This window comes from Halomonas sp. BM-2019 (assembly GCF_017584085.1).
Genome location: NZ_CP071922.1, coordinates 3,736,790 through 3,748,826, shown reverse-complemented (window position 1 = coordinate 3,748,826; position 12,037 = coordinate 3,736,790). Strand labels below are relative to the sequence as shown.

Sequence of the window (12,037 nt, the reverse complement as noted above, 5' to 3'; positions counted from 1 at the left end):
CGAGGGGCGGCGGCGAGGTCGGTCGGCAGCGGGGCATCCAGCCGGAAGCGCTCTCCGGTCAGCAGCGGGGCCGCGGCGTCGCCCTGGTGCATGGCCAGGCCCTCCAGAGTCACCGCCAGCCGCCCGGGGGGCGGGTCGCCTCGCGCGACGGGGGGCTCGTCGACGTGGACCGCCACGCTGCCGGCGCCCTGCAGGCGGTAGGCCTGGTCGGGGAGCGCCCAGGCCGGGGCCGCCGCGGGTTCGCCGGGCCCCGCCAGCAGGGCGGTCTCGTCGAGGGTGACGGCGAGCGCCGGGGAGAGGAGCACCAGGCGGCTGCCCGGCGCGAGCACGCCCGCCTCCAGTGCCAGCTCACCGCTGAGGCTGCCGCGGCCGGAGAGGCCCAGCCAGCCCAGCTCCGCCAGGTAGGGGGTGAAGAGGTCCCAGGCGTCGGCGCGGGCCCCGAGGGCAAACTCGCCGGAGAGAAAGCGCAGGGCCGCCTGGCCGGGATGGGCGCCGGGGTCGAAGGGGGCGACGACCAGGTCGGCGGTCACGGCGATGTCCTCCACCAGGCGCAGGCCATCGCGGATCACCACGGCCTGCTCCAGCGCCAGCGTCAGGCGCTCCACCCCCACGGCGTCCCGGGCGAGGTCGAGCCCGGTCAGGCTCAGCCGGCCCTCGCCGCTCAGCCGATGGCCGTCGATCTCCAGGCGCCTCAGGCCGTTCGCGTCCAGGGCACGGATGGCCAGGCGTCGGGTCAGCAGGGCCGGCAGGTCCAGTGCCAGGCGGGCGGTGTCCACCTCCAGGGCGAGCGGCAGGTCCGCGCCCTCGCGCTCGATGACCAGGGATTCCACGGCCAGGCTGCCCCAGCCGGGACGCGAGCCCTCCCAGTGCACCGAGAGCCCCTCCGGTGCCGAGAGCCGCGCCTGCAGCCAGACGCTGTTCAGCAGCGCGGGCAGGGCGAGGGCCACACCACCCAGGGCCAGGATGGCCAGGCCGGCCGTCCAGCCTAGCCAGCGCCATGGCCTGCGTGCCGTCACTTCCGGCCTCTCGTCGTTGCTCCGTGTCATCATTGGCTCATGGTAGCCGCTCCCGAGGCTTCGTTGGCGAGGGTTTTATGGCATCATCTGCGCTCCGGCAGTCGCCGACAGTATTAGAATCGCCAACCACGCAGGGCAGGCAGGCAAGCATGTTTCTTGATGAATTCCATACGTCGGCAGGCAGGTGCGTCAGCATTTCCGCCGAGCAGGCCAGTCGTTTCGCCAAGGGCGTCGCCGGCGACTACAACCCGATCCATAACCCGGAGGCGCGCCGCTTCTGCGTGCCGGGTGACCTGCTGTTCGCCCTGGTGCTGGGGCGCTTCGGGCTCTCCCAGCGGATGGACTTCCGCTTCCTGAACATGGTGGGCGACGGCACCCCGCTGTGCTTCGAGGAGCCAGGCGATGGCCGCATCCTGGTCAACGACGAGAGCGGCAAGTGCTATCTCGAGGTGGAGCGGGACGGTGAAACGACCCGCGACGAGGCGGTGGTGGAGGCCTTCACCCGCTGCTACGTGGCCTTCTCCGGCAAGAACTTCCCCCACTACCTCAAGCCGCTGATGGAGGAGAAGGGAGTGATGTTCAACCCGCGCCGTCCGCTGGTGATCTACGACAGCATGGGCTTCTCCCTGGAGGGCCTGGACGGACTAGTCCCGGAACTGGAGCTGGCCCGCTCATCCCTCGAGGTGAGCGGCAAGCGTGGCGATGCCCTGCTGGAGTTCCGCATCCAGTCCCGTGGGGCACCCATCGGCACCGGTTCCAAGAAGCTGGTGGTGAGTGGCCTGTGTGACTACGACGCGTCCGCCATGGACGAGATCGTCACCGAGTTCTATCGCCTCAAGGCCGCCTACGAAGGCTGAGTCCGGCCCACCCGCTGCGGGGCGGGCCGGCGCGTGTTCGCTTGGGAAGTCACACCACCACGGTGACCGGACAGGGCGCCAGGTCGATGACCCGGTGGCTGACGCTGCCGAGCAGCGATTCCCGCCACTTGCCCAGCCCGCGCCGCCCCATGACGATCATCGGCCGCTCCGCCAGGTGCTGGCGGGCGCGGGAGACGATGGCCTCGGCAAAGCGCTCCTCGTGGAGCAGTACCTCCTCGATGCCTTCGGGAATCTCGCCCAGCGCCTCACGTCCCAGGCGGAAGACCCGCTCGGCCTGGGTCTCGTCGCCCTCCTCCGCGCCGCCCGCCTGGCCCCCGGGCTGGCAGAATACCAGCTCCACCGGCACCCCGGCGTTGCGCGCCAGCGCCCCGGCCAGCCCCGCTGCCTGGTTGGCGTGGTCCGAGCCGTCCACCGGGAGCAGCACCCGACCAATGCCCGAGGCCTCCAGCATGCTGGCATCGTCATGGACGATGGTCACCGGGCAGCGGGCACGGTGCACCACCTCGTTGCTGACGCTGCCCTGCACGAACTTGCCCACCTCGCTCAGGTGGCGCGCGCCGAGCACCAGCAGGCAGTTGGGCTGGCTGCGGGTGTGCTCGACGATGGCCCGCTCCGGATGGCGGATGAAGGTGCTGTCCTCCAGCACGATCTCCTCGGGGGCCTTCTTCCGGGTGGGCTCGATCGCCGCCCGGGCCTTGGCGAAGGCCTCCTCGGCGATCTCGCGGCGCACCGCCCGGTCATGGTCGGCCTCGGCCTGGCGGTTGGCGGGAATATCGCACAGCTCCGCCGGGTTGAGCGGCATCACGTGCAGCAGTTGCAGCGGGGCGTCCAGCAGCCTGGCCAGCAGGCTGGCATGGCGAGCCGCGGCCGCGGCGGTCGGTGAACCGTCCACCGGGACGATGATCCGAGAGACCTGCACACTCATCGACACTCTCTCCCTTGGTTCCAGTCGGTGCCCTCCCGGGCGTGGCTGGGAGTAGATTAACAGCCTCTGCCCTGCGTCGTCGCCTCCCCTCAGGCCACCCGAAGCCGCTTGCCGAACAGCAGCCCGCCCCATTCCAGGCGGTTGACGGCCAGGTTCCAGGCGATGGAGCCGGCCAGGCCGACCCCCGCCAGTACCAGGATATAGGCGCCCAGCGGCAGCCGCTGGCCCGGGTCCAGCACGTCCACCAGGTTGAAGAACATCGGGTGGGTCAGGTAGATGCCGAAGGAGAACTCGTTGAGGCGGCGCACCAGGGGGGGGGCCGGTCGGCCACGCAGCCGATCCATCACCCACAGGGTGAAGAGCAGGAACAGCGGTACCACCCACACCTCCTTGGAGGAGTACTCGAGCCAGCCGGGCAGCGAGAGCAGCGCCACCAGGCCCACCATCCCCACCAGCCAGCGTGGGCGGGCCAGCGCCACCAGCCAGGCCGGCCGCGCCTCGGGGCGGTCGCGGTAGTGCTCCACCAGCACCAGCGCCAGGAAGAAGAGGTAGAGCCAGCCCAGCGGGGCGATCCAGTGCAGGTAGCCCGGCGGCAGGCTGCTGCGCCACTGCCAGTAGCCCCACCAGGCCATGCTGATCAGGCTGCCGATGACCAGCCAGGGGGTGGCGGGCAGCCAGCGGGCGAGGTCCAGGCGCCCGTAGAGCCAGTAGAAGGCGTAGAACTGGGCGGCGATGATCAGGAAGTAGCCGTGCCAGCCGGCGTATATCAGGTACTCGCGCAGCGTCTCGGCAAGCCCCGCCTCGGCCCCGTTGGCCTGCAGGCGCAGGAATTCCGCCAGCGAATAGGCCAGCCCGTAGACCAGGTAGGGCACCATCACGTACTTCACCCGGCTGGCCAGGAAGCCCCGGGGAATATCGCGTCCGTAGCGAAGGGAGAAGAGGAAGATCGAGATGAAGATGAAGATCGGGGTGCCGAGCACCGTGGGGATGCGGACCAGGTCCGTGGCCAGGGTATCCAGACGCTGGTTCAGGTGATCGAGGAGGTGAAAGCTGAAGACCGCCAGGCAGCCGTAGGCTCGCAGCCAGTAGATTTCCTCGATCCGTTGCATGTCTCGGTTTCCTGTTGTCCTCACCGGGTTGAACGTCTGTGCCGCACCTGCTGTCGGACCGCGGCAGGCAGCATGAATTCCCTTCATCCAGGAATTCCCATTCATTATTGGGACAGAGGGGCCCGACATGACGGTAGCGAGAAGCGGTGCGGTCATCCTGACACTCCTGCTGCTGGCCGGCCAGGCGCTGGCCAGCCAGGTCTCCCACCATCGCTTCTATTCACAAACCCTGGAGCGCGACTATCCCTACACCCTCTACCTGCCCGAGGGCTACCACGATTCCGGGCTCGACTATCCGGTGATCTACCTGCTGCACGGCTCCTTCGGCGGCGACCGCGACTGGGTAACCCGCGGGGCCCTCAAGGAGATCGCCGACCGGATGATTCGCCGGGGGCGGATTCCGCCGACGGTGATCGTGATGCCCGGCAGCCGGAGCTGGTGGGTCGACGGCCACAACGAGCCGGCGCGTACCGCCTTCCTCGAGGACCTGCTGCCCCACGTGGAGGAGGTGTGGCGGGTGGTGCCCAAGCGCGAATGGCGGGGGATCGCCGGGCTATCCGCCGGCGGCTATGGCACCGTCAACTTCGTCCTCGAGCGGCCCGAGCTGTTCGCCGCCGCGGCGGCGCTGAGCCCGGCGAGCTACTACCCGCTGCCGCCGGCCAACTCCACCGCCCGGGAGCATGCCGCCTTCCTGACGCCGGACAACCGCTTCGATGCCGACCTCTGGCAGCGGCTCAACTACCCGGCCCACCTGGATCACTACCTGACCCAGGACTATGTGGTGCCGCTCTACCTGAGCGCTGGCAACCGCGATGTCTTCGATGCCGTGGGCCATGCCCGCCGGCTGCAGGCGGCACTGGAGGAGCACCAACCGGGCCAGGTTCCGCTGGAGGTACTTGCCGGTGGCCACACCTGGCAGGTGTGGCGGGCCAGCCTGGGGCCGGCGCTGGCCTTCCTGTTCCGCTACTTGCAGTCGCCGGTGCCGTCCGACGAGGAGGTGCGCTGACCCGCCGGCGCGGTGCTAGAGTGGGAGCCATCCGGGCGGACCGCCGCCCGTCGCTGGCAGGGATGACACGCCATGATTCGCACGCTGCTGGTGGATGCCGAGGGCCAGGCCAGAACCGGGGGAGAGGAGCTGCTAGCCCGCTGGCGCGAGGCGCCGGAGAGCCACCTGTGGGTCGACCTGCAGGGCGAACCGCCGCAGATCGAGCGCGAGTGGCTGCTCATCTTCGACTGCCACCCCATGGCCATCGACGATGCCCATCGCGAGCGCCACCCGCCCAAGATCGAGGAGTTCGAGGGGCATACCCTGATCCTCTACCGCGGCATAGCCGCCTTCGATGCCGAACTCAACTTCACGCCGCAGCAGCTGGCCTTCTTCCTCGGCGAGCGCTTCGTGGTCACTCTCCACCCCGGCGTCGCCAACAGCATCGACCGGCTCTTCCAGCACGAGGGCGCCGGGCTGTTGCATCGCTCCCCCCAGCAAGTGGCGCTCAGGGTGATGTACCATTCCGCCGGCTACTACCTGGACAGCCTGCTGGAGTTCGAGAACGCCCTCAGCGATCTGGAGGACGCGCTGATACAGAATGACAGCGACGCCCTGATGCGCCAGGTCATCGGCTACCGCTCGCGGTTGGTGAAGATGCGCCGGGTGTTCAAGTATCACCTGGGCATCACCCAGGAGCTCACCGCCTACGACTATTCGCACCTGCCGCGGGATGACGTCGAGACGCTGCATGCCATCAACGACGTCCACGAGCGCTTCGAGCGGCTGCACTCGCTGACCCAGATGTATTACGACATCTGCGGCGACCTGGTGGATGGTCACATCTCGCTTTCCTCCCATCGGCTCAATATCACCATGCGCATCCTCACGGTGATCACCGCCATCTTCGTGCCCCTGACCTTCATCGCCGGCATCTACGGCATGAACTTCGCGCACATGCCCGAACTCGAGCACCGCTATGGCTACTTCATGGTGCTGGGCCTGATGCTGGCCATCGGCCTGGGGCTGGCCTGGCTGTTCCGGCGCAAGGGGTGGTTCTAGCCGGCGGCCGGGGGCGTTGACGCAAGATGCTTGGCCCGCGGCGCGCCAGGCCCTAGTCTCGGGAGATCCCCTCCTTCGAGCCCTAATCATGCACCCACTGCGCGAGCGACTGCACAACGAACTGCACGCCCGGCCCTCGATCCATTTCTGCGAGCCGGCGCATCTCCACCACTACGCCTTCCTCGACGGCGACGGTGTCTGCGAGGCGATCCTGGCCCTACTGGGCGAGCTGACCGGTAGGCCGCCCGATCCCGAGGCGGTGCAGGAGATCCTCGAACTGGACGGCCAGGTCCTCAAGTGGGAGCGCCATACCGAGTTCCTCACCCTCTCCCTGCTGGTGCCGCGCCGCGACGAGGGAGCGTTCTGGCCGGCACCCCCCGAACCCCTGGCCTCGCTGGTCGAGTCCCACCGGGCGTCGCTGATCAGTGCCACCCTGCTGCTGGTGGAGTCGGCCCACCGCTGGGCCGGCGATGCCGGGCGCTACGGTTTCCGAGACCCGGCCGGCTCGCGGATCGGCGACGGCGACGCCACCGTCTGGAGCGACTTTCGCCTCTCCGAGGAGGGCGTCAACCGCCTGCTGCTGGTCAACCAGGGCCTCGACGACTTCCACCTGGGGCGCATGACCCGACGGCTGCTGGAGATCGAGACCTACCGCATGATGGCGTCGCTCGCGCTGCCGCTGGCCAAGGAGCTGGGCACCGAGCTGCATGACCAGGAGCGCGAGCTCGGCGAGCTCTCCGACCGCAATGCCGAGCGGCAGCAGGAGAGCTCGCGTCCGCTGCTGGCGTCGATCTCGGCGCTTTCCGCGCGGCTCGAGCGCTCCGGAGCCCGTTCCCGTCAGCGTTTCAGCGCCACCGAGGCCTATGCACGCATCGTCTACGCTCGCATCGAGGAGCTGCGCGAGAGCCGGGTCGGCGACAGCCCCCACCTGGGCACCTTCATCCTGCGCCGCTTCCGGCCCACGGTGCACTTCTGTGCGGCGATCAACGAGCGCCAGCAGGGCCTGGCCAAGAGCGTGGCGCGGCTCAACGACCTGCTGCGGACCCGGGCCCAGGTGGAGATCGAGGAGCAGAACGCCGAGATGCTCAGGAGCCTCAACGAGCGCACCAGCAGCCAGCTGAAGATCCAGAAGGCGGTGGAGGGGCTGTCGCTCATCGTGATCAGCTACTACCTGTTCAGCCTCTTCAAGCTCGGGCTGCAGAGCCTCGGCGCCCTGGGGGTGGCGATCGTGCCGGCGGTGGCGGCCGCCATCATCGGCCCGCTGGGCCTGGGCATCCTCGCCGTGCTGGCCTGGCGCATCTGGCGCGTCAAGCAGCACTGAGCCGTCTCGCCCGGGCGCCCTGGCTCAGCCGTGACGGGCCTCGCCGCGGCGCACCCGGCGGCGCAGCAGGACCAGCCCCGCGGTCTTCAGGCCCACCAGGCCGAACAGCAGCGGCGGGAAGGCGCCGGTGCCGGCCCACTCCAGCAGCGGGCCGGCCAGGGAGGGCACCGCCATGGCGCCGCTGCCCGCCGCCAGGAAGATCAGCCCGGTGGTACGGCCGTCCATGGTCATCAGCTGGTTGGCCAGCCCGAACAGGGTAGGGAAGATCGCCGAGCTGGCCAGGCCGAAGAGCAGCGCCACGGCGGGCAGCGGCAGCCAGCCGAAGTGCAGCGCCAGGGTGGCGACGAATCCCAGGCCCAGGCAGAGCCGCAGCACCCGCCACGGCGTGATCCGGCGCAGCAGCGGGATGGCCAGCAGGCGCCCCGCGGAGAGGGTGACCCAGAACAGCGTCACCAGCAGCGCCGCGCTGGCGGGGGGCGTGCCGATCAGGGTGGCGTAGGCGGTGATCCAGCCGGCGAAGGTCACCTCGGCGCCCACGTAGAGTCCGAACATCAGCAGGAAGAGGACGAGCCGCCAGGGATCCGGTGCGGGGCGGCTCGCCTCTGTGCCAGGACGCGGCGCCGGCATCGCCGGGCTCGGCTGTCGGGCCAGCGGGACGAGCAGCAGCAGGGCGTAGAGCGCCACCAGCCAGAAGGCCCACTGGAACTGCCCGGTCATGGCCAGCGCCGCCACCAGCAGCAGCGGCACCAGCATGTTGCCGAGGCCGAAGCAGAAGTGCAGGGCGCTGATCCAGGGGGGTGAGGCCGGGCCGTGGGTCCAGAGCAGCAGGGTGTTGGCCCCGGCGTTGACCGAGACCTCGCTCACGCCGAGCAGGAAGACCAGCGCGGTGAGGGCCGCCAGGGCCTGGCTGAAGGGCACGGCGACCAGGCCCAGCGCCATCAGTGCCAGCATCCCCATCAGCACCCGGTGGCCCGGCAAGCGGTCCACCAGGGCGCCCGAGAGCAGCGAGCCGAGCATGTTGCCGAGCGCCCGCGCCGTGAACAGGATGGCAATCTGACCCATGCTGGCGCCGGTCATCTCGGCCAGGTGGGGCAGCGCCGGCCCCAGCAGGCCGCCGCTCATGCCGATGGCCACGAAGGCCGCAAAGTAGGTGTAGGTCGTGCGGCGTGCGCGCTCGGCGGCCGGTGCCGTCATGTCCGCTCCATGGCCATGGGGAAGGTAGGGAAAGGGGAGGGAGTATGCCATCCTCTGGCGCCCGGGTCGCCTGCCCCGCCCTCGGCCCTCACCGATGCCGCGCGGCGCCCAGGCGTGCTCGCCAGCCCTCCCGGGCGTCCAGGGCCGCCGGCTTGATGTCGCCCAGGCGGCCGCGGTGCACCTCGGCCTGCAGGTAGGCGCGCTGGGCATCCCGCACCGGCTCGATGGCAACCGGGGCCAGCTGGCCGAGCCAGCGGGCCTGGGCGTAGTGGGGGTTCTCGGCGAGGCGCGCCTCGAGCCGCCCGGCCAGCCCCGCCGGGGTGCGATCGGCCTCCAGGAAGAGCACGTAGCCGGGCCGGCCGTCGCGCTCGCGCTCCGGGGCCAGCATGGCGAAGCGTACCTCGAGCCCCGCCAGCAGGGCGTCGAGGGCATCCTGGACGACGGCGTCGCTGAGCTTCTCGCCGCACAGGTCGCTGACGCCGCCGGCGCGGCCCAGGAAGCACAGGGTGGGCGTGCCCCCGAGCCGGCCCGTGACCTCGACCCGGTCGCCCAGGTCGTAGCGATAGAGGCCGCCGGCAGTGGTGACCAGCAGCCGGTAGCACTCCCCCGGCTTGACCTCGTGGGCCCAGTGGGCGCGACCGGCGTCGTCGAGGAACTCGAAGAGGTGGGCGGTCACCGCCAGCGGAAGCCGTCCGGCGAAGGGCAGGCTCACCACCGCCTCGGTGGCCAGCAGCCCCTTGGCCTGGAAGCGCACCCCGGGCAGCCGCGCCGCCAGCGCCCGCGCCGAGTCGGCAGCCCGGGCGTCTTGCCAGCAGCTCACCAGCCGCAGCGCCGGCCACAGCCGGGTGGCGTCGAGGAAGTCGTGGGCCTCGAGTGCCCGGGCCCGCGCCGGCTGCGCCACGAGTCGCGCGCCCAGGGCCCGGGCGGCTTCCGGGGGCACCTCGCCCGGCGGGGTGAAGGTGCCCGCCGCCAGGTCGGCCAGCAGCCGCTCGCGATGGCGCGGCAGGGCGTCGAGCAGCAGGGCCAGGAAGGCGGGATGCCACACCGAGATCAGGCGCAGCTCCCGGGCGTGCAGCAGGAAGAGCAGGGTGGCGTAGCGGAAGGCGTCCAGCGCCTGCAGTCGGCGCACCTCGCCGGGCACCGCCAGGGTGGCGTCCACCAGCGGCGCCAGCCAGCGGCCCAGGTAGGCGCTGTCCTGGTCGACGCCGATCGGCACGGCGCTCGCCAGCGCCGCCTGGGCCTGGGGGCCCGCCGGCGAGATCGACCAGTAGGCGGGGCCGCCCATCAGCGCGGGGTCCTCGGCCAGCAGGTCGTGGGTCCAGGCGCCGATGGCGCGGCCGAACTGGCGCTGCAGGCCCCGGGTCCAGGGGATCAGCCGCGCGGGGCCGGTGGTGCCGCTGGTGGGCACCAGCCGGGTGACCGGGTCCCGGGTCAGCACCGCGGGCTCGCCGGCCCGGATCGCCGCGACCCACTCCGCCAAGGCATCGGGGGGCTGGATCGGCACCCGCTCGCGGAAATCCTCCAGGCTGCGGATGGCGGCGAAGCCGTGGGTCAGCCCGAAGCGGGTCTCGGCGTTGCGCTCCACCAGCGCCCGGAGGAGCGCGCCCTGGGCCGTCTCGGGGTCGGCCAGGGCGCGGCGCAGCCGCCGGGCGTGGCGCCTTCCTTCGAGCCGCCACAGCCGCTGGAGCAGGGCGCAGCGGTTCATGCGCTGGCCTCGGGACGCCGCTGGGCGCCGAGGCCGAGGCCCGGGCGAGGCGCCTCGGGAGGGCTCAGGGCACGCAGGATCCGCCGCCCGGCCCGGGTCAGGTTGGCCTCGTCGAGCTCGGTCAGGCAGGCCAGCTCGTCGCCGGCCGCATGGCCCGGGTTGCGCGCCGCGAAGAAGGCGATATGGGCATCCGCGAGGCGTTCGGCGGGGATGCCCGCCAGGTGTGGGCGCAGCCGCTGGGGGCGGGGAAAGCGCACGATACCGCTGGCCGGGTCGAAGGCCTCGCCGTAGCGGTGGTGCGCTAGGGGGGCGAGCCGGGTGGCCAGCTCGGCGGGCGCCGCCGGCGCCGGGCGCGGATGAAAGTCGCGCCAGAAGAGCGGCAGGAAGCGGTAGGTGCGAAAGCCCGAGACCAGCAACAGCCAGTAGCAGGGGCGGTCGCGGCCGGCGCCCTCGCGCAGGGCCAGCACCGCCGCCAGCCAGGCGCGCATCAGCGCCGTGCTGCCCCAGGCCCGCGGGTCGATGATGGTGTCGCCGCTGGAGAGCAGGTGGCAGCGCACGGGCGCCTCCAGGGTCTCCAGGCGCAGGCTGGTGAAGCCCACCAGGGTCCCCGCGGCGTCCTCCAGCAGGATCACCCACTGCTTCTGGGCCAGATCGGCGGCGAACTGCGCCGGGGTGACGCCGCTGAAGTGGCGCACCAGCAGGGCGCGCATCGCGTCGCGCTCAGCGGCGGAGAGCCGCTCCCGGGCCAGCAGCCGGCCGTGGACCGAAGTGGGCGGAGTGGCGGGTGCCATGGGGGCCTGGGACAGGCCTGGAGCCGGCTGGTGCCTCGGGTCTCGCATCGTCGGGTCCGTCATCGGGTCCGTCATCATAGCGCGCTAAGCTCCAGGTCGAGGTCGCCCTCGCCCAGCGCCGCCAGGTCGGCGGCGGCCAGCGGCGACCAGGCTGCCGCATAGAGCCGGGTGCGGTAGTGGCGCCCCGGCAGGCTGTGTCGCAGCCAGGCCCCCAGGGGGTCGCGCTCGGCGTGACCCACCAGCAGCAGGTCGAGCCCGAGGGCCGCGGCGCGGGAGGCGGCGTGGCGGATCAGCGCCAGCGCCGCGGGCTGCTCCCCCGGGGCATGGACCAGGTCCACCACCTGGCCGCAGCGCAGCGGTTCGCCCACTCGCGGCAGCCGCGGGGTGCCGGTCAGCGCCCGCATCAGGTTGAGCGCCGGGCGCAGCCTGGCCAGCCGGCCGCCATAGCCGCGTACCACCAGCTGGCGCCAGGGGGTGGCATCGAGCACCGCGAGCCCGGCCAGCAGCCGCCCCCGGCGCCGTGCCACCAGCCGGAGCACCCGCCCCTCCGCCGGCCCGGCCAGGGCCAGGGCGGCGCGCCGCCGCCGCGCCTCGCGCCACTCGAGGAGTTCCCGCCAGGCCGCCTCGTCGGCCTCGCCGAGGGTGATGCCCTGGGGGGCGGGAAGGGGGCGCCCGGTGGCCAGGGCGTGGACCCGATAGTCGCCGATGGGGTGGTAGCGGGGCTGGCCCGGCAGGCCGTGCTCCAGCAGCCGCCGCGCCGCGCGGCTGTCCAGGGTGATGCTGGTGAGATCGAAGGGCGCCTCGTCCCAGCGACGCGTGGCGCCCAGCGTCTCCCAGGCTCGCCGGGCGGCCCGGGGCGGCAGCCGGTGCCCCTCGGCCAGGCGGATCTGGCACAGGTAGCCCAGGGGGCGCCGCTCGCCCTGGTACCAGGCGGGCTGCACCAGCCGGCTGCCCATGGCGATCGGCTCGCCGCTCCTGGCGTGCTCCACCAGCAGGGTGGCGTGGCGCTGGCACTCCCGCGCCAGGGAGGCGAAGTAGTCGGGCTCGCGCT

10 protein-coding genes and 1 pseudogene are annotated in these 12,037 nt (G+C 71.8%); 4 read left to right on the top strand and 7 right to left on the bottom strand.

Annotated features, from left to right (window positions below; genetic code table 11):
- Window positions 1-1,046, bottom strand: a pseudogene (locus tag J5F18_RS18560) (hypothetical protein); the annotation flags it as partial.
- A 119-nt stretch (window positions 1,047-1,165) separates the two neighbouring features.
- Here J5F18_RS18560 and J5F18_RS18555 point away from each other — a divergent pair.
- Window positions 1,166-1,873 carry a DUF3581 family protein gene (locus tag J5F18_RS18555; RefSeq protein ID WP_346300002.1) on the top strand — a complete coding sequence of 236 codons (708 nt, stop codon included), beginning with the start codon at window positions 1,166-1,168 and terminating at the stop codon, window positions 1,871-1,873.
- 49 nt (window positions 1,874-1,922) lie between these two features.
- On the opposite strand, the gene J5F18_RS18550 is transcribed toward J5F18_RS18555, so the two are convergent.
- Window positions 1,923-2,819, bottom strand: coding sequence for a universal stress protein (locus tag J5F18_RS18550; protein WP_346300001.1), 897 nt, complete (start codon window positions 2,817-2,819; stop codon window positions 1,923-1,925).
- 89 nt (window positions 2,820-2,908) lie between these two features.
- Window positions 2,909-3,928 (bottom strand): acyltransferase family protein, encoded by a 1,020-nt coding sequence (locus tag J5F18_RS18545; RefSeq protein WP_346300000.1) that lies wholly within the window; start codon window positions 3,926-3,928, stop codon window positions 2,909-2,911.
- A 127-nt stretch (window positions 3,929-4,055) separates the two neighbouring features.
- Between J5F18_RS18545 and J5F18_RS18540 the strand changes: the two genes are divergently transcribed.
- From J5F18_RS18540 to J5F18_RS18530, 3 genes are all read left to right on the top strand, one after another.
- A complete protein-coding gene (locus J5F18_RS18540; protein WP_346299999.1) occupies window positions 4,056-4,934 on the top strand; it encodes an alpha/beta hydrolase-fold protein in 879 nt (292 codons plus the stop codon).
- Between the two features lie 72 nt (window positions 4,935-5,006).
- Window positions 5,007-5,975 (top strand): magnesium transporter CorA family protein, encoded by a 969-nt coding sequence (locus J5F18_RS18535; RefSeq protein WP_346299998.1) that lies wholly within the window; start codon window positions 5,007-5,009, stop codon window positions 5,973-5,975.
- A gap of 88 nt (window positions 5,976-6,063) precedes the next feature.
- On the top strand, window positions 6,064-7,296 hold the full coding sequence (locus J5F18_RS18530; protein ID WP_346299997.1) for a DUF3422 domain-containing protein: 1,233 nt from the start codon (window positions 6,064-6,066) through the stop codon (window positions 7,294-7,296).
- A 24-nt stretch (window positions 7,297-7,320) separates the two neighbouring features.
- Here the strand turns inward: J5F18_RS18530 and J5F18_RS18525 are convergent, their stop codons facing one another.
- From J5F18_RS18525 to J5F18_RS18510, 4 genes are all read right to left on the bottom strand, one after another.
- Window positions 7,321-8,490, bottom strand: a complete 1,170-nt coding sequence (locus J5F18_RS18525) for an MFS transporter (RefSeq protein ID WP_346299996.1) — start codon at window positions 8,488-8,490, stop codon at window positions 7,321-7,323.
- An 88-nt stretch (window positions 8,491-8,578) separates the two neighbouring features.
- Window positions 8,579-10,195 (bottom strand): GH3 auxin-responsive promoter family protein, encoded by a 1,617-nt coding sequence (locus J5F18_RS18520; protein WP_346299995.1) that lies wholly within the window; start codon window positions 10,193-10,195, stop codon window positions 8,579-8,581.
- Window positions 10,192-10,986: a hypothetical protein gene (locus J5F18_RS18515; protein ID WP_346299994.1), complete on the bottom strand. Its 795-nt coding sequence runs from the start codon at window positions 10,984-10,986 to the stop codon at window positions 10,192-10,194. Before J5F18_RS18515 ends, J5F18_RS18520 begins: the two co-directional genes overlap by 4 nt.
- A 74-nt stretch (window positions 10,987-11,060) precedes the next feature.
- Entirely contained in the window at window positions 11,061-11,942 is an 882-nt protein-coding gene (locus J5F18_RS18510) for a hypothetical protein (RefSeq protein ID WP_346299993.1), read from the bottom strand.
- Between the last annotated feature and the right edge of the window lie 95 nt (window positions 11,943-12,037).

Coding starts and splice junctions, on each gene's coding strand:
- J5F18_RS18545 (WP_346300000.1), bottom strand. CDS start 3,928: ATGCAACGGATCGAGGAAATCTACTGGCTGCGAGCCTACGGCTGCCTG.
- J5F18_RS18535 (WP_346299998.1), top strand. CDS start 5,007: ATGATTCGCACGCTGCTGGTGGATGCCGAGGGCCAGGCCAGAACCGGG.
- J5F18_RS18530 (WP_346299997.1), top strand. CDS start 6,064: ATGCACCCACTGCGCGAGCGACTGCACAACGAACTGCACGCCCGGCCC.
- J5F18_RS18555 (WP_346300002.1), top strand. CDS start 1,166: ATGTTTCTTGATGAATTCCATACGTCGGCAGGCAGGTGCGTCAGCATT.
- J5F18_RS18515 (WP_346299994.1), bottom strand. CDS start 10,986: ATGGCACCCGCCACTCCGCCCACTTCGGTCCACGGCCGGCTGCTGGCC.
- J5F18_RS18510 (WP_346299993.1), bottom strand. CDS start 11,942: ATGGGCAGCCGGCTGGTGCAGCCCGCCTGGTACCAGGGCGAGCGGCGC.
- J5F18_RS18525 (WP_346299996.1), bottom strand. CDS start 8,490: ATGACGGCACCGGCCGCCGAGCGCGCACGCCGCACGACCTACACCTAC.
- J5F18_RS18520 (WP_346299995.1), bottom strand. CDS start 10,195: ATGAACCGCTGCGCCCTGCTCCAGCGGCTGTGGCGGCTCGAAGGAAGG.
- J5F18_RS18540 (WP_346299999.1), top strand. CDS start 4,056: ATGACGGTAGCGAGAAGCGGTGCGGTCATCCTGACACTCCTGCTGCTG.
- J5F18_RS18550 (WP_346300001.1), bottom strand. CDS start 2,819: ATGAGTGTGCAGGTCTCTCGGATCATCGTCCCGGTGGACGGTTCACCG.